The following is a 20627-nucleotide window of genomic DNA, read 5'->3' on the forward strand; positions in this document are numbered from 1 at the left end:
CTAAAAGCGCAGCCCGAGCGCCACCGAGGCGGTATCCCGGTCCGCCGCCGCGTTGTAGTCCCCGCCCCACGAGGGCTGGTAGCCCAGCTCCGCCAGATAGCGCTGCCGGTACTCGAAGCGCAGCGCGAGGTTGGCGGACTTGCGCCCCTCGTTCAGCAGCAGGTCGCCGGACCATCCTTTCACGTCGTGCACGAACAGCAGGCTGGCGCTGCCCGCCAGCCCGGGCGCCAGCCGTGGCAGCCGCCCATCCAGGCGCAGCCGGTAGCCCCAGGCCTGCGGCGTCGCGTAGCCGCGCAGGCTGCACTGGCGCGCCGCATCCCGCGTGCTCACCGCGCAGCTGCCGTTGACGGCGCCGGCCCCGAAGCTGTCCCCGCGCCCGTAGCGCAGCACCGACGGATCGGGCAGACCACGCACGCGCTTGCCCACGACCTCCGCGCCGAATGCCAGTTCCATCGCGGCCAGGGTCCATTCGCGGCGCACGCCGGCCTGGGCCTGCCACATCGCATACAGGTCGTAACCGTGGAAGATGCCGCCCGGCGGTACCGCATCGGCGCGCGCCCGCAACAGCGCTGGCGCCGTGGCGCTCAGAAAAGGCGGCAGCACGTCGCCCGGCGCCAGCATGAACGGCAGCGCGGGGCGGTACGAGACTTCGCCGTGGATGCTGGTGCCGGCGCGCTTGCGCGAGAAGGTCGCCGCCGTGATGCGCAGGCCGTCGGCATACTCGGTGAAATACGCCATGTTGCGTCCGTCCGGATCACCGGGCCGCAGCGCCGGCCCACCGGGGCGCGAGCTGCGGCGCAGGCCAGGCAGCGGGGTGCGCGCATGATAGCGGGCATGGTACAGGCCGAGTTCGACCCCTTCGTCGGGCCGCCAGATGGCGCCGAAACCGAATTCCTTCGCTTTCGGCGTCAAGGTCGGCAGCCGTTTCTGGTAGACGCCAAGCGCGGTACGAGCGCGGTCGCTCACCAGCGGTTGTCCGCTCATGACACGGTCGCACCCCTCCACCAGGTAGTCGCTCATCGACCACAGCGTGCCACAGGCGTCGAGCGCGGACGGGCGGAAGGCGCTCTGGTAATAGGCTTCCAGCGCAAGGCCGGACCCGCGGCCCGCTCCTGGCTCGATGCGCCCGAACAGCATCGGCCGCGGCACGATGCCCTCGTTCGCGATTGGAGCCGCGCGGTGCAGCCCGGGCAGGTCGCGCGGATTGAGCGCCTCGAGCCCGCCCGGCGTCATCGAGCGCTCGCCCCAGGCCGTCGATTGTTGTCCGATGCGTCCCAGTACCGGCATCCCCGCCAGCACAGCCCTGCCTTCGATCCAGGCGTCGAGCAGCGCGACACCGGAAAAGCGCGACCGCCGCGGCATGCCCCTGTCCGACAGCGGCGCGCCCGCGCCGTAGCCGTTGACGACGTTGCCCCAGGGCCGGCCGTCGCGCGCCAGCCCGGCGTCGTGCCAGGCCTTGATACGCACCAGCCCCGACCAGTTACCGTCCGCCGCCGCGATGTCGAGCAAGGCATGGATCGCGCGCGAGGCGGCCTCGCCCTTGGCGTAATTGGTATTGCCGTCGTCGGCGTTGCTCCCGTTACCGTAGCCCATCAGGCCAAGGGCGGGGGCATTCACATTCGTGAGGAGATCAGGGTTCCGGTCCTGCACCCGGTAGACGTTGCCGGCCATGAGCCGGCCGCTGGCCTTGACCTCGGCCGCCTGGACCGCTCCGGCCGCCAGCGCGGCAAGTGCAATCGCCGCGCCTGTCCTGCGAACGGCAACGCTGGTTGCCGGCGTCTCATGTCGGGTCATCCCTGCCCTTATCCGGTTCGGCGCGTGCGATCCAGGCCCAAGCCTGTCGCACCCTGATTGATATTGCGCCTGATCAATCCTAATGACCGGTGGACACGCTGTCAATACAGCGTTGCTTTTTAGGAACTAGTCATGAGACCGGCCCGGGCGCCAGTTCGTCCCAGGCCATGGCGGCGCTCAGGAACAGGCGCCCATTGAGCGCCTGCAGCAGCGTGCTGTGCTTGAGGCGGTCCATCACCGGCCCCTTCACCTCGGCCAGGTGCAGCAGCACCCCGCGCTGGCGCAGCGAGGTGTTCAACTCCCCGAGCCCGAACAGGGCCGAGGTGTCGATGGCGTTCACCGCCGACAGCACCAGCACCAGGTGGCGCGTGTCGGGACGCGCCGCCAGTTCGTCCTCGATGCGTTCGTTCACCGCCTCGACGTTCCCGAAGAACAGTCCGGCGTCCACGCGCAGCATCAAGAGGCCCGGTGCGGTCTCGGCTGAATAGCGGTCCACGTTGCGGAAGTGCTCGGTGCCATTGATACGGCCCAGCACGGCAATGTGGGGACGGCTGGCGCGCCAGATCAGCGCCCCCATCGACAAGGCCACGCCCACCACCACGCCCGCTTCCACGCCCAGCACCAGCACCCCGGCGCCGGTGGCGAGCAGCGCCGCCGCGTCGGCGCGGTCGTAGCGCCAGGAGGTGCTCAAGGTCGACAGGTCGAGCATGCCGAGCACCGCGACGATGATGGTCGCGGCCAGCACCGGCAGCGGCAGCAGCGCCAGCCAGCCGGTCGGGGCCACCAGGGCGAGCGCCAGCAGCGCGGCCGTGATGATGCTGGCCAGCTGGGTGTTGGCGCCGGCCGCGAAGTTCACGGCCGAGCGCGAGATGCTGCCGGTCACCGGGAAGCCGCCGCTGAGGGCGCTGCCGATGTTGGCCGCGCCCAGGCCCACCAGTTCCTGGTTGCTGCCCAGCTTCTCGCCGCGCTTGAGCGCCAGCGTCTGCGCGCCGGACATGCTGATCAGGAAGATCATGAAGCCGATCAGGAGCGCCGGCTGCAGCAAGGCCTGCCAGTGCCCGCTTGACGTCGCCAGGTTCAGCCCCGGCAGTCCGGCCGGCACGGAGCCGGTGGTGGCCACGCCGAGCGCCTCCAGCTTCAGCAGCGGCACCAGCGCGGTCGCCCCGATCACCACCAGCATGGGCGCCAGCTTGGCGCCGATGTCGGCCGCCACCGGCGACAGCCCGGTGCGGCGCAGGCTGCCGGCCATGTAGTGCCGCGCCCAGACCAGCACGGCCAGCGCGCCCAGTCCCAGCGCCGCGCTCGGCCAGTTTACGGCGGGCGGCATGGCGCCCAGCAGCGGCCGCACCTGGCCCCAGGCGATCAGGAGCGCCGAGCCGATCGTGAAGCCGCTCATCACGGGACGGGAAAAGAAGTTGGCCAGGAAGCCGATGCGCAGCAGGCCGCAGGCCAGCAGCACGACCCCGGACAACAGCGCCAATTGCGCGGCCAGCACTCCGTACAGCGCGCTGCCGGGCGCCGCCAGCGGGGCCAGGCTGGAGGCGGTCATCAAGGAAATGATCGCCATCGGGCCGACCGACTGGGTGCTGCTGGTGCCGAACAGCGCGTACAGCAGCGGCGGCACGATGCTGGCATAGATCCCGGCCACCGGCGGCAGGCCGGCCACCAGCGCATAGGCCATGCCCTGGGGGATCATCATCATCGCCACGACGATGCCGGCGCTGATGTCGCCCGGCAGCATCGAACGCCGGTAGTGCTGCAGCCACTGAAGCATATGGTATTGCCCGACAGAAAAGCCGCTAGCCTATCATGCAGCTTACTGCATCGCCAGTTCGACGCAGTTGCGCCCTGCCCGCTTGGCGCGCGCCAGCGCGGCATTCACGCGCACCGCCAGCGAATCGCCGTTTTCCAGTTCGCCCAGCTGCGCCACGCCCAGGCTGACCGTGACGCGGTCGCAGCCCGGGATCTCGGCAGCCTCGATCGCCGCGCGCAGCTTCTCGGCCATTTTCAGGCCGTCGATGGCGCTGGTGTGCGGCGCGATCACCTGGAACTCCTCGCCGCCCGAACGCACCAGCACGTCGCTCGCGCGCAGCAGGGCGCGCGCGGTGTCGGCCACGGTGCGCAGCGCGATATCGCCCACCGGGTGGCCGTAGGCGTCGTTGACGTTGCGGAAACGGTCGATGTCGAAGGCGATCAGGGCCAGCGGCGTGCGGTAGCGGCGGGCGCGCTTGATCTCCTGTTCCATCAGGTATTCGCCATGGCGGCGATTCGCCACGCCGGTCAGGGCGTCGAGGGTCGCCAGCTGGGTGACCCGGCCGAGCAGTTCCTCGCTCTCGCGCATCAGCTCCGCCATGCGCAGCCCGAAGGCGGCCAGCTGCGCCAGGTCGTCCAGGGCGGACAAATGGGCGCCCGAGAGCGGGCGCGCCTCCCCGAACAGCAGGCAGAGGGCGCCGCGTGGCGCGCCCGGGCCCAATGCCGGAACCGGCACGCCGAGCACCATCTGCACGCCCTGGGCGCGCAGGGCCTGCGCGAGCACCGGCTCGCCCGCCTTGTCGACGGCATCGAGCAGCACGGTCTCGCCGCTGGCAGCGGCCAGCAGTCCCGGAAATGCATGGCGCAGCGGCGACTGCAGCAGGCGCTCGCCGCGCCCCAGCACGGCGGCCAGGTCGAGTCCAGCGCACCCATGCTGCGCTTCCAGCCGCAAATCGCCGCCCTCGTGGCGCTGGAACATCGCGGCATGCACCACGCCGGGCCAGTCCAGCAGGGCCAGGCACAGGCGTTCGCCGAAGCGGATGCTGTCGTCGGCCTCGGCCAGCGCCCCCTGCGCCCTGCTGCGCACCGCCAGCAGCGCCGCCAGCTCCGCTTCGGCCGGACCGGCCGCGGGGGGCGGCAGGAACGCGGCGCGCAGGCGGGCGGCGACTTCGCGGCACAGTTCCTCCGGGCCCAGGGGACCGATCACGTAGGCCAGCGGGCCATGCGCCAGCAGGGCCGGCAGCCAGCGCGCATTGGCGAAGGGGCACAGGACCAGCACGGGCCTGCCGTCGCGCTGCGCCACCAGCTGGCCGAGCGCCTGCAGGTCGATGTCGATCTCGAAGCACTCGAGGTCGAGCACCAGCACGTCGGCCGGCTGCTGCGCCAGCATGGCAAGGGCCTGCTCGGCGCCATCGGCCACGCGCAAGGACTCGAACAGGCGGGCGCAGGCTTGCTGGAACGCGCTGCGGCGCTGCCCGGCCGGATTGACGAACAGGCCGCTGACCGCCTGCGGCGCGCCTTCCTGCTGAGACATCCCTTCTCCTTTTATTTCCTGACAAGCCAGTTTATAAAAAAACGCTGGCAAGTTTGCCATAAAGCCATGGGAGGGCATAGTGAAGAATTGTCTCCGAGTGTGTGGGAGCGCACCGTCCGGCATCGAACGACGCATCGATACTCTACGGGTCGATTGAACGTTCACGGGAGTACGCAATGGCACACCAGGATGACGTGGCAAAGGAGCAGAAGGCGATCCAGAGCCGTCAGGACCAGCAGGACGGCAGCATGCAGAAGGCGGAAAGCGACGAAGCGGTGCAGACCGGGATCCAGCAGCCGGCCCCGCCGATGCCCGAGCAGCACCTCGCCAAGCCGGGCATCGAGGCCCAGATGGAGATGAAGCCGAAGTTCATGGCGGAGCAATACAAGGGCAGCGGCAAGCTCGAAGGCATGAGCGCGATCGTCACCGGCGCCGATTCCGGCATCGGGCGTGCGGTCGCGGTGCTGTTCGCGCGCGAAGGCGCCGACGTGGCCGTGATGTACCTGAACGAACACGAGGACGCCGAGGAAACCAGGCGCTGCGTCGAGGCGGAAGGCCGGCGCTGCGTCACCATCGCGGGCGACGTCAAGGACGCCGCATTCTGCAAGGACGCGGTCGAGAAGGTGGTCGCCGAATTCGGGCGCCTCGACGTCCTGGTCAACAACGCGGCCTTCCAGGAACATGCCAGCTCGCTGCTGGACATCACCGAGGAGCGGCTGGACGAGACCTTCCGCACCAACATCTACGGCTACTTCCACATGGCGCGCGCGGCCCTGCCCCACCTCAAGGAAGGTTCGTCGATCATCAACACCGGTTCGGTGACAGGCCTGAAAGGCTCGAAAAAGCTGCTCGACTATTCCGCCACCAAGGGCGCCATCCACGCCTTCACGATGTCGCTCGCGGCCAGCGTGATCGACCAGGGCATCCGCGTCAACTGCGTGGCCCCGGGCCCGGTCTGGACGCCGCTCAACCCGGCCGACCAGTCGCCCGAGGACATCAAGGAATTCGGCGCCAGCACCACCTTCAAGCGTCCCGCCCAGCCGGAGGAACTGTCGCCGGCCTACGTGTTCCTGGCCTCGCCGGTGTGCTCGGGCTACATCACGGGGGTGATCCTGCCGGTCACCGGCAAGGTAGGCGAATAAGGAGGAGCTATGCCGCGCAGCATGTGGAAAGGTGCGATCAGCTTCGGGCTGGTGCACATCCCCGTCGATATGTACCCGGCGGTCGACAACAAGGGCCTCGACCTGACCATGCTCGACCGGCGCGACTTCTCGCCGGTCGGCTTCAAGCGCTACAACAAGGGCAACGGCAAGGAAGTCTCCTGGGACGACATCGTCAAGGGCTACGAGTACACCAGCGGCGAGTACGTCGTGCTGTCCGACGAAGACCTGCGGCGCGCCAACCCGGAGGCGACCCAGACCATCGACATCCTCGCCTTCGTGGATGCCGAGGACGTCTCGCTGCTCTACTTCGAGCAGCCCTATTACCTCGCCCCCGGCAAGGGCGGCGACAAGGTCTACGCCCTGCTGCGCGAAACACTGCGCAAGGCAGGCAAGATCGGCATCGCGCGCGTCGTCATCCGCGTCAAGCAGCACCTGGCGGCGCTGGTGTGCGTGGGCGATACCATCGTCATGAACACGCTGCGCTACGCCGACGAGATCCGCGATGCGGGCGACCTCAAGATCCCCACGGCCGACGACAAGAAGGCCGCGATCACCGACAAGGAGCTCAAGATGGCGATGGCCCTGGTGCAGGGCATGGCCGAGGACTGGGATCCCGAGCAGTACCACGACACCTACCGCGAGGACGTCATGGCGCTGATCGAGAAGAAGGTCAAGGCGCACCAGACCAAGACCATCACCATGCCCGAGCCGGGCGAGCCGAAGCGCGAGACCGGCAAGGTCATCGACCTGGTCTCGCTGCTGCAGGCCAGCCTGGGCAAGAAACCCGGCAGGGCCGCGGCTGACGACGAGGACGACGACGACGAACCGCCGCCGCCGAAGAAACGCCGGCCCGCTGCCGAGGACGAGGACGAAGAGGAAGCACCGCCTCCGCGTGCGCGCAAGGCCGCCGCCCACGGCACCGACCGCGTCGCCGCCAGCGGCGCGGCGCCGAAGCGCAAGACCGCCACCAAAGCCGCGGCCAAGCCGGCGGCAAGGAAGACTGCCGCCAAGTCCACCGGCGCACCATCGACGGCCGCCCCGCGCCGCAGGAAGGCGGCGTGACGGATGGATGAATTCATCGACTTCCTCCAGTGGCCGGCAATGCTGGTCACCCTGTTCGCGGCCTACCTGATCGGCTCCAAGCGCGCCGAACGGCGGGTGTTCGGCTTTTCCATGTTCATCCTCAGTAACGTGCTGTGGATCGTGTGGGGCATCCACGACGAGGCCTGGGCCCTGATCGTCCTGCAGGCGGCGCTGATGGCCATGAACATCCGCGGGATCGTCAAGAACGAACCCTGAGGCCGGCGGCCCTGGCTCGACCTGTCAGGGTGCGGCGGCGACGAGCGCGGCGCTTCGCTGCAGCCGGCGCCGCATCAGGTCCCTGGCCACCCCCAGCGCACTGGCCGGCGCCGCCGCGATATCCGGCGTGACGCCGGTCCCTTCCCAGTTGGTACCGGTGATCGGATTGATGGCGCGTTGGTTGGGTATCTGTGCAAAGAAATGCTCGCCGATGCGGTAAAAGCTCATGGGGTGGGCACCGCCCCAGGTGCGATCGCCGATCACCGTGGCGCGTTTCAGGGCCTGCATCGTGTACGCGAAGTCTTCGCCGGCGGACGCCGTGCGCGGACCGACCAGGATCAGGACCGGCTTGCCGCCGCCATAGCGTTTGCCGGCGAGCTTGTCGTGTGTCCACTGCTGGACGGTGTTCCCGGTATCGCGATCCCAGATGTCGTTGAGACGTGTGGGCCGGTCGACGAAATAGCTGATCAAGAGGGCCACCGCTTTCGGATCGCCCCCGCCGTTCTGGCGCAGGTCCACGATGAGGCCCTCGGTGTCGGCGAGTTCGTCCATCGCTGCGCCGAACTTGTCGGCGACAGGGAGTGCATCGGGAAAACTGGAGAGTTTCAGGTAGCCCACATCGGGGCCGAGGCGGCCGACTGTCTTCACCTCACGGGCTGCCGTACGGCGCGCCATCAGGCGCTCGAGAAAGCTGGTGCGCTGCTCCCACTCCGCCTGCGTCGCCGCCGGGGCCGCTCCCATTTCGCTGACCAGATCCAGGCCGGGAGCGAAGCGCACCTTCAGGTGCTGGTCCTTGGCGATGCCGTGGATATCGGCCGTGAGCTGGGTCGCCAGCCGGTAGCCGTCCTTGATGCGATCGTATCTGCCTTCGCGCTCGCGCTGGCGCAGGACTGCCTCGAACTGCCTGGCCTTGTCGGGGAAGACATAGTGATCGTTCAGCTCCGCCACCAGGGCATCGATCATCGCGGTGCGCATCGCACGATCGACCACTACCTCCGGCCGGGGCTTGAAGGCGAACCAGAACACTGCGAGCACCAGCGAGATCGCTATCACGGTCACTATTTTTTTCACTGTTTTCCTCTGGGTGAACGAACATTTCTATGAGCGAGACAATCCGGCGGAAACAGAATAGCATAGCAATTACCACACCATAGCATGTTATTTTGCTAGGACGCAGTAGGACCTAGCGCGTGCGGGTGACATGGGCATCACGCGCGGCGTGCCATCCGAGGCGCGCCGCGATGATGCGGCGGTACGCGGTATCGATGTGCGGCGGGGTGCAGCGCACGTAGCGCTCGGCTTGCGCGCGTTCTTCGCGCGGCAGAGAATCGAGCGTGCGCACCACTTCCTCGGGCGTCGGCACCCGTCCGGACTCGCCGTCGAACTTGGCCGGCAGCGCGGTCCATACGGCGGCGTCGATGCGCATGCGTTCCAGCCAGGCGGCGATGCGCGCATCGCTCCGGGCGCCGTGCACCGGCGGAATGCTGCCGATGTAGTCGGGCCGCCCAGGGGCGATCTTCTCGCGCTCGCCCAGCATCGCGCGCGCCACGTCGAGGTCGGACGCATCGAGATAGGCCCAATAGGTCGGCATGGGGTGCGCGCCTTCGCACAGCACCAGGGCGACTTCCGCGCTGTCGTCGCTCTTGCGCACGAATTCGAGCGGCAGGCGTGGACCGCCGGGATGCCAGCCCGAGGCCAGCTTGAGGGGGGCGGGCTTCCACAACAGGGAGCCCCAGGCGATGCATACGATGTTCATGGTCGGCGGGCGGTGGTGATTAGGCACTCCAGCTTGCCAGAGAAGCGTGTCGCGCACGAAGCCTGCCCCGCGATTGTCTCGAAACGTGCGTGCCCTTCGCCGCACGTGCGCGATACTTGGCATAACCCGACTACGCTAGAACCGACCATGCCCAACAGCGCCATGCCCTTCCTCGTGTTGACCCGCGCCGGTTTCGACGACATCGCGGCCAGGGTCGACCTCGGCAAGGCCAGCCTGTTCCTGAATCCCGGCCTGTTGTCGGAAACGGACATCGCGCGGCTGCGCGAGATGGGCACGGCGGTGCACGTGATGGCCACGCCGGTCGACCCGATGAAGCCCCAGCAGGTGCAGCAGGCCCTGCTCCTGACGCGCAATGCGCGCGGCAGCGTGTGGGTGGAACGCGGCACGCCGCGTGCCGCCACGGCCGCCAACGCCGCCGACAGGCTGCAGGAAGCCAGGCAGCCAGTCCTGCCCTCCACGCCGCTACGCCAGCGCCTGGCGCGCGGCGCCGGCGCCTTCGCCAGCGCCGCCCTGCGCCGCATGACCGCGCCGGAAAGCGGGCGCCGGCTGTTGGCCGTGCCCTACCTCGGCTTCGGCAATGCCGGACGGGTGTGGCTCAAGGGCCGCCTGCTGGACGAGGCGGCCTTCCGCGAGCAGAGCGACACCGACAGCGGCTGGCAGAACCTGGTGGCCCTGTACCGCCGGCTCGAATCGGACGAAGTGGCGGGTGCGCGTGTGCTGGCGCACTTTGCCGGCGCCACCCACGAAACCCGCACGGATGGGGGCGGCTACTTTTCCTTCGACTTCGTCCCTGCCGCCGAACTCGGCGGCGGCTGGCACGCGGTCGAACTCGAATTCCCGGACAATCTGCAGCCCGACGGCGAGCCGCTGCGCGCGACAAGCGAGATCCGCGTCCCGGCCGCCAGCGCCCGTTTCGCCATCATCAGCGACATCGACGACACCGTCCTCTGGACCAATGTCACCAACAAGCTGAACATGGCGCTGATGCTGGCCCGCACCAACCACCATACGCGCAAGCCCTTCAAGGGCGTGGCCGGCTTCTACCGCGCCCTGCGCGACGGTGCCGGCGGCAGCGAGGACAATCCCCTGTTCTACGTCTCGAGCAGCCCCTGGCACCTGTTCGGGCCCCTGGTCGACTTCCTCAAGCTCCAGGACATCCCGCTCGGGCCCCTGCTGCTGCGCGAGCTGAGCGTGCGCCAGGTGCTCAAGATCAACGAGCACGGCAACCACAAGCTCGAACAGATCGAGCGCATCCTGGACTTCTATCCCGACATGCAGTTCGTGCTGATCGGCGACAGCGGCGAACAGGACCCCGAGATTTATGCCGAGGTCGTGCGCCGCCATCCGGGCGCCGTCATGATGATCTACATCCGCAACGTCAATCCCGATCCCTCGCGCATCGATGCGCTCGACCGCCTGATCGACGAGGTGAGCGCCACCGGCACCCAGCTGGTGCTCTCGCCGGACAGCGTGTTCGCCGCCTCCCACGCCGCAGCCGAGGGTCTGATCGCGGTTGACCGACTTCCCGGGATCCGCTCGGACAAGCGCGAGGACGACAACGCCCCCCCTGCGAAAACAGGATTGTGAAAAACTATCAAGCTGATTCAATTAATCAAATTTATTAATTTCCCGTTGAGCCATAGAATCTCTCTATTGAATTTACACAACAAGGAGATTCCTGATGAGCCAGCCTCGCCTTACCACCGCTTCCGGCATCCCGGTCGCCGACAACCAGAATTCGCTCAGCGCCGGCCCGCGCGGCCCGCTGCTGCTGCAGGACTTCCACCTGATCGAGAAGCTCCAGCACTTCAACCGCGAGCGCATTCCCGAGCGCGTGGTCCACGCCAAGGGATCGGGCGCCTACGGGACCTTCACCGTCACCCACGACCTGCGTCACTTTACCAAGGCCAGGCTGTTCTCCGAGGTCGGCAAGCCCACCCCAGTGTTCCTGCGCTTCTCGACCGTCGGCGGCGAAAAAGGCAGCGCCGACAGCGAGCGCGACCCGCGCGGCTTCGCCCTGCGTTTCTATACCGAGGAAGGCAACTGGGACCTGGTCGGCAACAACACCCCGGTGTTCTTCATCAAGGACCCGATCAAGTTCCCGGACTTCATCCATACCCAGAAGCGCGATCCGCAGACCAACCTGAAATCGGCCAACATGATGTTCGATTTCTGGAGCAATGCGCCGGAAAGCCTGCACCAGGTGACCATCCTGTTCTCGGATCGCGGCACCCCGGACGGCTACCGCCACATGGACGGCTTCGGCAGCCACACCTATAGCCTGATCAACGAAGCCGGCGAACGCGTGTATGTGAAGTGGCACTTCAAGACCCGCCAGGGCATCAGGAACCTCAGCGCCGCCGACGCGGTGCGACTTGCAGGCACGGACCCGGACCACGCCCAGCGCGACCTGTTCGAGGCGATCGCCGGCGGCGACTTCCCCCGGTGGGACGTCAAGGTGCAGGTGGCAACCGAACAGCAGCTGGCCGACTGGGAGGGGCGCACCGGCTGGAACCCCTTCGACCTGACCAAGGTGTGGCCGCACGGCGACTTTCCAATGCTGCCGGTGGGCGTGCTGGAACTGAACCGCAACCCGGACAACTACCACGCCGAAGTCGAACAGGCCGCGTTCTCGCCGGCCAACGTGGTGCCGGGCCTGGGCTACTCGCCGGACAAGATGCTGCAGGGCCGCCTGTTCGCCTACCACGACGCCCAGCTGTACCGGGTCGGCACCAACCACCAGCACCTGCCGGTGAACGCCCCGCGCTGCCCCTTCCACAACCAGCAGCGCGACGGCGCGATGGCGATCGCCAACGGCGGCGCAGCGCGCAACTACGCCACCGTCGATCCGGTAGGCCGGGGAGCGCTAGGCATGGGCCATGGCGAGCCGGAACTGCCGATCACGGGCGACGCCGGCCGCTACGACTTGCGCGGCATGGAAGACGATTACACCCAGGCCGGCAACCTGTTCCGCCTGATGAGCCCCTCGGCGCGCCAGAACCTGTGCGACAACCTGGCAGGACCGCTCAGCGGGGTGGACGAGGATATCCTGCAGCGCCAGCTGCGCCAGTTCGACAAGGCGGATCCGGCCTACGGCCGGGGCGTGCGGGCCTCGCTGAAGGCGCTGGGCCGTAACGTCGATTGATGTGCTGGTAGCTACGGTACGAACTTGGATCCCCGCCTCCGCGGGGATGACGGATCTAAAGCTGGCTGTACTAACTACGCTGTTGCAGACCACAGACCGGGAGACCGTCGTTCCCGCGCAGGCGGGAACCCAATTTTTGCTTGCGCAGTTATCTGCTTCTACTCATCAAACCCCAATATCTTCATCGCCTTGGTGAGCCCTTTCGCGGCTTTCACATACCCCGCCCACGGCTCATTCCCCTTGTCCAGCCGCGTGTGCACGTTTGCCACCGTCCACTGCGCGCTCGACTTGAGTTTTGCCAGCTCGTCCCATGCCAGGGGCACCGAAATGCCCAGCCCGGGCCGGGCGCGCGCCGCCCAGGCGCTGATGGTGGTCGCGCCGCGGCCGTTGCGCAGGTAGTCGATGAAGATCTTGCCGACCCGGTTTTTGGGGCCGCTCTTGAAGGCGAAGCGGTCCGGCAGCGTCGCCGCCAGGTGGCGCACGATGGCCTGCGAGAAGGCTTTTACCGTATCCCAGCCGTATTCCGGCTTCACCGGCACCACCACGTGCAGGCCCTTGCCGCCGCTGGTCTTCAGGAAAGACGGCAGGCCGAGCTCGTCGAGGAAGGCATGCATGATCTGCGCCGCCTCCTGCATCTGTTTCCATTCCACCCCCTCGCCCGGATCGAGGTCGAACACCATGCGGTCCGGCGTCTCGTAGCTCCTGGCCAGCGCATTCTGGGTGTGCAGCTCGATCGCGTTCCACTGCGCCAGGGACAGGATGCCCTCCACGCCCGCGATCTCCAGCATCGGTGGATTGTCCGGATCGAGCGCCTGGTCCATCTGCTTCACGCCCGGCAGCTTCTTCACGTCGGCATGCTTCTGGTACACCAGCTCCGCACCGATGCCGGCCGGCGCGCGCACCAGGGTCAGCGGACGGCGCTTGAGGTGCTCCATCATCAGCTCGCCCACCAGCGCGTAGTAGCGGATGATGTCCAGCTTGGTGATGCCGGTGGACGGGTCGACCACCCGCTCCGGATTGGTCACCCGCAGCGTGTCCGGCAGCTTGCGGTGCAGGCCGGCGGGCGGCGGCGATACCGGTTCGTCGGGCGCCTCGGCCCGCCCTTTGCCCTCGTCGATGTCCTCGATGTGGCGCGGCTCCTCGCGCGTGATGCCCTTGGCCGGCTTGTCCTTGCGCAGGCCCTGGAACACCGGATGGCGCACCGAACCGGTATTGGTCCATTCCGAGAAGCTCACCTCGGCCACCAGCACCGGCTTGACCCAGTGATGCTGGCGCCCCGGCACCGCGCGCGGCGGGAACGGGCTTTCGTCGGTGGCGAGCGCTTCCAGCCGCTCCTTGATGTCCATCAGCGAAGCATGGTTGAAGCCGGAGCCCACATTGCCCGCGTAGCGCAGCACGCCCTCGCGGTCGTAGGTCCCCAGCAGCAGCGAGCCGACGCCCTTGCGCGACCCCTTCGGGTCGGTGTACCCGCCGATCACGAATTCCTGGCGCAGGCCGCACTTGAGCTTGATCCACTCGGGCGAGCGGCGCGACACGTAGCGCGAATCGCGGCGCTTGCCGATCACGCCCTCCAGGCCGATCTTGCAGGCCGCCACCACCAGCTCGTCGGGGTTGGTCCCGAACTCGCTTGAGAAGCGCACCTTGTCCGACTTGGCCTTCTTGAGGATCTGCTCCAGCGCGGCGCGGCGCTCGACCAGGGGCACATTGCGCAGGTCGTAGCCGTTGCAATAGGGAGCGTCGAACAGGAAGTAGACGATATCGGCCGTGCGCACGCCATCGAAGGCCAGCTGCAGCAGGCCGAAGTTCGGCTTGCCGTTCTCGTCGTGCACCACGATCTCGCCGTCGTACCAGCCGTCCGGCAGCCCGATGCGCTGGAGTTCATCGCGCAGCGGCGCCAGCTTGTCGGTCCAGTCGTTGGCGTTGCGCGTGATGAGCCGCACCTCGCCCTTCTCCACCCGCGCCAGCATGCGGTAGCCGTCGAACTTGACTTCGAATATCCAGTTTTCCGGGTCCAGCGGCGGACCGTCGACCAGCGTCGCCAGTTCGGGCGTGAAGGCTTCGGGCAGGGCCGCCTCGACCACCCCTTCCGGCAAACTGGGCGCCGCGGCCTTCCTGCCGCGCGTGGATGTGCTGGTAGACTTCGCGCCGGCCTTGGCGGCGGGCTTGGCGGCGGCGGCCCGCTTGCGCGCCGGCTTGCGTACCTCTTCCGACCGGGCTTCGGATTCTGCCTCGGCCTTCAGCGCCGCCACCTTGCCGCGCGCCGGCTTCGGCATCGGCAGGTCCTTGACGCTGTCGGGCATCTCGTCGACCACCGAGAACTCCTCGGCCGGCCGGGCGTGCTCGTCGTTCTCCTTGATCAGGAGCCAGGGTTCCTGCTTGTCGTCGCCGCGGCCCTTCATGCGTACCAGCACCCAGCGCCCGTGCATCTTGTGGCCGTGGATCTCGAACTTCAGGTTGCCCTTGCGATAGCCTTCGTGCGGATCGCCGACCGGCTCCCAGGTGCCCTTGTCCCAGATGATGACCTTGCCCGCGCCATATTGTTTGGGTGGAATCGTGCCTTCGAAGTCGGAATAGGAAATCGGGTGGTCCTCGACGTGCACGGCCATGCGCTTGTCGTGGGTGTCGTAGCTCGGTCCTTTCGGGACGGCCCAGCTCTTCATGGTCCCGTCGAGTTCCAGCCGGAAATCGTAGTGCAGGCGCGTGGCCCAGTGCTTCTGGATGACGAAAGTCAGCGCCTCGGTACTGGGGGCGCCGCCGTCAAGGGGCTCGGACGTGATATCGAAATTGCGCTTGGCCTTGTACAGTTTGAGCGCGTCTGGCATGTGGCACCTCCCGGCTACGGTCGTGGGTCCAGTGTAGGCCGCGCCCGGCTGGCGCGACTGTACGCCAGCTAACCCTGCCTTCCTTTGTAAGCAAATGTAAGCCCGTCAACCGGCCACCCCGCGCGGCCGTTGAGGGTCCAGCAGTACATAAGCAGGCCGCTCGGGCCCCACCATATCCAAAGGACAGGTTCGCCCTGTCCTTTGTCGTATCCGTCTCCATCGTCTCGATGGCGTCTACAATGGGGCTTTGACCATCCGCGAGCACGCCATGCCCAGAATCGTTTTCCTCGACCGCGACAGTCTGCAGGCCCGGGTCCGCGCCCCCGCTTTCGACCATGAATGGCAGGATCATGCCGGCACGTCGGAAGACCAGGTCGTGGAGCGCCTGGCCGGGGCAAGCGTGGCCGTCACCAACAAGGTGCCGCTGCGCGCGGCCGCGATCGAGCGCCTGCCCGACCTGAAGATGGTGGCCATCGCCGCCACCGGCACCGACAACGTCGACCTCGCGGCCTGCCGGGCGCGCGGCATCGTGGTGTCGAACATCTGCAACTATTCCCTGGTGTCCGTGCCCGAGCACTGCTTTGCCCTGCTGCTGGCGCTGCGCCGCAATATGCGCGCCTACGTGGACGACGTCGAGGCCGGAAAATGGGAGAAGTCGACCCGCTTTTGCCTGCTGGACCACCCGATCGGCGACCTGGCCGGCAGCCGGCTCGGCATCGTCGGCTACGGCGCGCTGGGAAAGAAGGTGGCGCAGCTCGGGCGCGCCTTCGGCATGGAGATCGCCGCCACCTCGCGCTCGCCGGTAGCCGAGCCTGGCGTGACAGAACTGCCGCTCGACGAACTGCTGGCCACCTCGGACGTCGTCAGCCTGCACCTGCCGCTGACGCAAGCCACGCGCCACCTGATCGGCGCGCGCGAACTGGGCCTGATGCGGCGGCACGCCCTCCTGATCAACACCGCGCGCGGCGGCCTGGTGGACGAGGCGGCGCTGGCCGCGGCCCTGCAGGAGGGGCGCATCGGCGGCGCCGGTTTCGACGTATTGAGCCAGGAGCCGCCGCTGCCCGACAACCCGCTGCTGCGCCTGCGCCTGCCGAACTTCATCCTGACCCCGCACGTGGCCTGGGCCAGCGGCGGGGCAATGCAGACGCTGGCCGACATGCTGGTCGATAACATCGAAGCCTGGGCCGCCGGCCGGCCGATCAACGTGGTCGCCTGAACTAGCGCCCGGCCACGCTTTCCGGCGCCGCCTGCACCGCCTGCGGGTCCGGCGCGCGCAGCGGCAGCTCGAGGATGAAGGCCGCGCCCTGCCCCGGCGCGCTGTCCACCCGCAGCGATCCGCCCAGCAGCGTGGTGACGATGTTCCAGCTGATGTTCAGTCCCAGGCCGGTGCCGCCCTGTCCCATGCGCGTGGTGAAGAAGGGATCGAAGATGCGCGACAGGTCGCCTTGCGGGATGCCGCGCCCGTCGTCGCGGAACGTGATGCGCACCCCGCCCTCGCAGGGCGCCGCTTCCAGCACCATGCTGCCGCCCGGCCCCTCGAAGGCATGCAGCAGGGCGTTGTTGACGAAGTTGATCACGACCTGGCCGAGCGGGCCGGGAAAGCTGTCCATCACGATTCCCGGCTCTACGCGCAATTCGAGCCGGTGTCCGGCCAGGCGCACGGTATTCATCAGGGTGGCCGCGATTTCCTGGCAGGCCTGGGCCAGGTCGAAGCGGCGCCGCTGGGCGCTGGCCTGGTCCACCGACACCTGGCGGAAGCTGTTCACCAGCTCCGCCGCATTATGCAGGCTGCGCATGATCAGGCTGGACGCTTCACGCGAGGCCGCCATGTAGTCGGCCAGCTCGGAGCGGCGCAGGTTGGCGGTGTCGAAGCGCGCGGCGATGTCGCCCGTCCTCTCCTGCAGCGTGCTGGCCATCAAGAGGCTGTTGCCGATCGGGGTATTCAGCTCGTGGGCCACGCCCGCCACCAGCGAGCCGAGCGAGGCCAGCTTTTCGCGCGCCGCCAGCTGCGCCTGGGTATCCTGCAGCTGGCGGTAGGCGCTGGCATTGTCGATCGCCACGCCAACGTAGGCGGCCAGCGTCTCGAGCATGTCGAGGTGCACCTGGCCGTAGGCCCGGGCGGCCGGGCTCTGCACCGTCAGCGCGCCCAGCACGCGCTCGCCCACCAGCACCGGCACCAGCAGCAGCGAGCGCGGCGCCATGCCGGCGCGCCAGGCGCAGGGCAAGGCGATCTCGCCGGCCTGGTCAGGCGGCAGTGTCGGCAGGTAGTCCGGCAGCTCGTGGGAAAGCTCGCCGGCCAGCACCTCGCGCCCGCGCACGATGGACCAGGCGGCGAGAATCCTGTCCGGGTCTTCCGGCAGCTCGAAGGCCTCGCGACGCTCGCCGTCGACTACGGCATAGGCATATTCGATGGTGCCGCGCTCGGGGTGGCGCAGCACCACCGCGAACAGGCTCGCGTCCATCAGCGCATGCACCTGCTCGTAGAGCGTGCGCATGATCGCTTCGAGCTCGAGGTTCGCCGTCACCGCGCGCCCGATGTCGGACAGCAACGCGATGTTGCGGTGCGCCTGCTCCACCACTTCCTTCTGTTCCTCGACCTCCTGCTTGCGCAGCTCGGCCGATTCCTTCTGGCGCCGCAGCTCGACGGTGCGCACCCCCACCTCGTGTTCCAGCAGCAGCTTCTGGGCGACCAGGCCGCGCACGCGCAGGCGGTAGGCGGCAGTGAACAGCGCCAGGATGGCCAGCACCGCGAGCGTGCGGAACCACGGGGTCTTCCAGAACGGCGGCGTGATCGTGATTGTGAGAGAGGCGGGCTGCGCGCTCCAGACGCCGTCCTTGTTGCTGGCCCGGACCCGGAACACATAGGTTCCCGGATCGAGGTTGGTATAGGTCGCGTAGCGGCGCCGCGCGTCGGTGTCGACCCAGCCCTGGTCGAAGCCCTCCAGCTGGTAGGCGTAGCGGTTGCCTTCGGGGTCGGCGTAATGCAGGGCCGCGAATTCGAGGGTGAACACGGTGTCGCGGTGCGACAGCGTCAGGGCGGACTGTTCGTGGAAGTTGGGCGTGGCCCGCGACCGGTTCAGCACCAGGAAGTCGGTGATCACCACTTCCGGCACATAGGGGTTGTCGCGCACCGCGTCCGGCAGGAAGGAAGTCAGGCCGGTGGTGCCGCCGAACCAGAACTGGCCGTCGCGGCCGCGCATGGCTGCGCCGACGAAATAGGAACCGTCCACCAGGCCGTCCTTCGCGGTGTAGTTCTTGGTGGCGCCGGTGGCGGGATCGACGCGCGTGATGCCGGCCGTCGTGCTGGCCCAGACGAAGCCGTGCTCGTCCTCGATCATCGCGCCGATCGGCAGCGCCTCCGGGCCCTTGTTGAACGGGTAGAAACGGAAACGCAGCCCTTCCTTGCCGGCTACCATCCGGTGCAGGCCGCCGGCGGTACCGACCCACAGTTCGCCGCGCGCCGACTCCATCAGGTAGTAGACGCGCCCGTGGCGCAGCCCGTTCGGATTGTGCGGGTCGGGGCGATAGTGGGTGAAGCGCCCGGTCGCCGGGTCGTAGCGTTCCAGGCCGGTCTCGGTGCCGATCCAGACGATCCCGCGGCGGTCTTCCAGCGCCGTGAAGCCGTAGTTCTCGCCCAGGCTGCCGGGGTCGTCGGGGTCGTGGCGCCAGGTGCGCACAAGGTCCTTGCCCTGCGCCTGGCCCGGCAGCAGCGCGGCCAGGCCGCCGCGCGTGACGATCCACAACGTGCCGCTGCGGCCGGCGTGGAGCGCCTGCACGTAGTTGGCGCCCGGGCTGGCGCCCAGCCCGGTCTGGCCGAAGCGCCCGGCGGCATCAACCCAGGCCAGGCCGGTCGGGGTGCCGATCCAGGTGCGGCCGCGCGCATGCGCCAGCGCGCTCACCACCTCGCCCCGCAGCTCGCCCTGGCCGACGCGCTCGATCCGCCCGCCCGGCCGGGCCATCCGCATCAGGCCGTCGCCGGTGGTACCGATCCACACCGCGCCGTCCGGATCCTCGGCGATGGCGCGTACCTTGGCCCGTCCCAGGCCCTCGTTGCCGCCATAGCGCGCGAAACCGCCGCTGGCCAGGTCGGTGCGGCTGACGCCGCCGAACTGGGTGCCAGCCCACAGGGTGCCGGTGCGGTCGACCAGCATCGAGCTGACCTGGTTGTCCGACAGCGTGTGCGGGTCGGCCGGGTCGTTGCGGTAGCTGAGGAAGCGCCCGGTGGCCGGGTCCAGCCATTTCAGCCCTTCCAGTTCGGTGCCGACCCACAGCGTGTTGCCGCGGTCGTGGTACAGCGCATTGATGCGCGACTCTTCCATGCCGAGCTGGCTGCCGATGCGGCGCCGCTGCGGCTGCGCAAAGGCCGCGCCGTCGCCGAGGCGCCAGGCTTCCAGCCCGGCCGCGGTGCCGACCCAGAGCGTATCGCGCGGGCCCATCGACAGGGCCAGCACGGTATTGCGCTGCAGGTCTTCCGGGTCGAGGTCATGGTGCTCGAAGCGGTCGGCGCCGGGCACCAGCCGGTCCAGCCCTGCCGCGGTGCCGATCCAGAGGTGGCCGCGGCCGTCCAGCGCCAGCGCATTGACGCGGTTGTCGCGCAGGGTGCGCGGATCGGCCGGGTCATGGCGGTAGGCGCGCAGGCGCCCGCTGGCGGGATCGAGGTACTGCAGGCCGTCGCCGGTGGCGAGCCACAGTCCGCCGCCCGGCGCCGGCTGGATCGCCAGCACGGCGCGGTTGCCGGTGTATTGGGCGCCGGCGCCGGGCGCCGCGAAGCGCATGAACTTGCCGGTGGCGTGGTCGAACCGGCTCAGGCCGCCCTTGGTGCCGAACCACAGCCTGCCCTGCTCGTCCTCGTAGGATGCGAGCACATAATTATCGGGAATGCTGGCGGGGTCCTTCGGGTCGTTGCGATAGACCGTGACGCGGTAGCCGTCGAAGCGGTTCAAGCCGGCCTGCGTGCCGAACCACATGAAGCCGCGCCGGTCCTGCAGGATGGTCAGCACCGACTGCTGCGAGAGGCCCTCCTCGATCGACAGGCGTTCGAAGCGCAGGCTGCGCGGCGCGCCGAGGGCGCTGCCCGCCCACAGGCACAGCATACATAGCGCGACCAGAGCGAGGCGCGGTCCCGGCATCAAGGCAAACATAGGTGTCTCATCAGGTTCCAACCCGGCTAATCTACCAGAGCGGGTTTGCCTACGGAAAAAAATTGAGGCTTCCGGAAACAACAAGGCGCTGCTATAATGCGTGCCTCGGGCGGCTGTAGCTCAGCTGGATAGAGTACTTGGCTACGAACCAAGGGGTCGTGGGTTCGATTCCTGCCAGCCGCACCAGAATACGAGGGACC

Annotated in this window: 13 protein-coding genes and 1 tRNA gene; 7 read left to right on the forward strand and 7 right to left on the reverse strand. The window is 68.2% G+C overall.

The features are described 5' to 3' along the window. From YWC_RS0127140 to YWC_RS0127155, 3 genes are all read right to left on the reverse strand, one after another. Complete coding sequence (locus YWC_RS0127140) at nt 1-1794, reverse strand: DUF1302 domain-containing protein (RefSeq protein ID WP_084416639.1); 1794 nt, start codon at nt 1792-1794, stop codon at nt 1-3. A gap of 130 nt (nt 1795-1924) precedes the next feature. Further along, the gene (locus tag YWC_RS0127150) at nt 1925-3568 is read right to left on the reverse strand and encodes a SulP family inorganic anion transporter (RefSeq protein ID WP_027868145.1); all 1644 of its coding nucleotides are present in this window, start codon (nt 3566-3568) and stop codon (nt 1925-1927) included. Nucleotides 3569-3610: 42 nt separating this feature from the next. Beyond that, nucleotides 3611-5080, reverse strand: a complete 1470-nt coding sequence (locus tag YWC_RS0127155; protein ID WP_027868146.1) for a diguanylate cyclase — start codon at nt 5078-5080, stop codon at nt 3611-3613. Between the two features lie 176 nt (nt 5081-5256). On the opposite strand from YWC_RS0127155, the gene YWC_RS0127160 reads away from it, so the two are divergent. From YWC_RS0127160 to YWC_RS0127170, 3 genes are read left to right on the forward strand one after another with little or no spacing between them, the layout of a single operon-like run. Further along, nucleotides 5257-6222, forward strand: coding sequence for an SDR family oxidoreductase (locus tag YWC_RS0127160; RefSeq protein WP_027868147.1), 966 nt, complete (start codon nt 5257-5259; stop codon nt 6220-6222). A 9-nt stretch (nt 6223-6231) separates the two neighbouring features. Then, nucleotides 6232-7305: a non-homologous end joining protein Ku gene (gene ku, locus YWC_RS0127165; RefSeq protein ID WP_027868148.1), complete on the forward strand. Its 1074-nt coding sequence runs from the start codon at nt 6232-6234 to the stop codon at nt 7303-7305. A gap of 3 nt (nt 7306-7308) precedes the next feature. Further along, a complete protein-coding gene (locus tag YWC_RS0127170; protein WP_027868149.1) occupies nt 7309-7542 on the forward strand; it encodes a hypothetical protein in 234 nt (77 codons plus the stop codon). Between the two features lie 24 nt (nt 7543-7566). On the opposite strand, the gene YWC_RS31230 is transcribed toward YWC_RS0127170, so the two are convergent. Together YWC_RS31230 and YWC_RS33475 are read right to left on the reverse strand one after the other, a co-directional pair. After that, a complete protein-coding gene (locus tag YWC_RS31230) occupies nt 7567-8613 on the reverse strand; it encodes a S41 family peptidase (RefSeq protein ID WP_156923924.1) in 1047 nt (348 codons plus the stop codon). A gap of 112 nt (nt 8614-8725) precedes the next feature. Next, a complete protein-coding gene (locus tag YWC_RS33475) occupies nt 8726-9298 on the reverse strand; it encodes a hypothetical protein (RefSeq protein ID WP_051306802.1) in 573 nt (190 codons plus the stop codon). 147 nt (nt 9299-9445) lie between these two features. On the opposite strand from YWC_RS33475, the gene YWC_RS0127185 reads away from it, so the two are divergent. Continuing rightward, complete coding sequence (locus tag YWC_RS0127185; protein ID WP_051306803.1) at nt 9446-10906, forward strand: App1 family protein phosphatidate phosphatase; 1461 nt, start codon at nt 9446-9448, stop codon at nt 10904-10906. Nucleotides 10907-11000: 94 nt separating this feature from the next. Beyond that, complete coding sequence (locus tag YWC_RS0127190) at nt 11001-12464, forward strand: catalase (protein WP_027868151.1); 1464 nt, start codon at nt 11001-11003, stop codon at nt 12462-12464. A gap of 158 nt (nt 12465-12622) precedes the next feature. On the opposite strand, the gene ligD is transcribed toward YWC_RS0127190, so the two are convergent. Then, nucleotides 12623-15286 carry a DNA ligase D gene (gene ligD, locus YWC_RS0127195; protein WP_027868152.1) on the reverse strand — a complete coding sequence of 888 codons (2664 nt, stop codon included), beginning with the start codon at nt 15284-15286 and terminating at the stop codon, nt 12623-12625. Nucleotides 15287-15554: 268 nt separating this feature from the next. Here ligD and YWC_RS0127200 point away from each other — a divergent pair, with 268 nt between their 5' ends. Next, nucleotides 15555-16502 carry a D-2-hydroxyacid dehydrogenase gene (locus tag YWC_RS0127200; RefSeq protein ID WP_027868153.1) on the forward strand — a complete coding sequence of 316 codons (948 nt, stop codon included), beginning with the start codon at nt 15555-15557 and terminating at the stop codon, nt 16500-16502. Between the two features lies 1 nt (nt 16503). Here the strand turns inward: YWC_RS0127200 and YWC_RS0127205 are convergent, their stop codons facing one another. Continuing rightward, nucleotides 16504-20427 carry a two-component regulator propeller domain-containing protein gene (locus YWC_RS0127205; RefSeq protein ID WP_051306804.1) on the reverse strand — a complete coding sequence of 1308 codons (3924 nt, stop codon included), beginning with the start codon at nt 20425-20427 and terminating at the stop codon, nt 16504-16506. A 109-nt stretch (nt 20428-20536) separates the two neighbouring features. Here YWC_RS0127205 and YWC_RS0127210 point away from each other — a divergent pair. Beyond that, nucleotides 20537-20613: transfer RNA gene (locus YWC_RS0127210), tRNA-Arg, on the forward strand. Nucleotides 20614-20627: the final 14 nt, after the last annotated feature.

Source organism: Massilia alkalitolerans DSM 17462 (genome assembly GCF_000427785.1).
GTDB classification, from domain to species: Bacteria; Pseudomonadota; Gammaproteobacteria; order Burkholderiales; family Burkholderiaceae_D; genus Telluria; species Telluria alkalitolerans.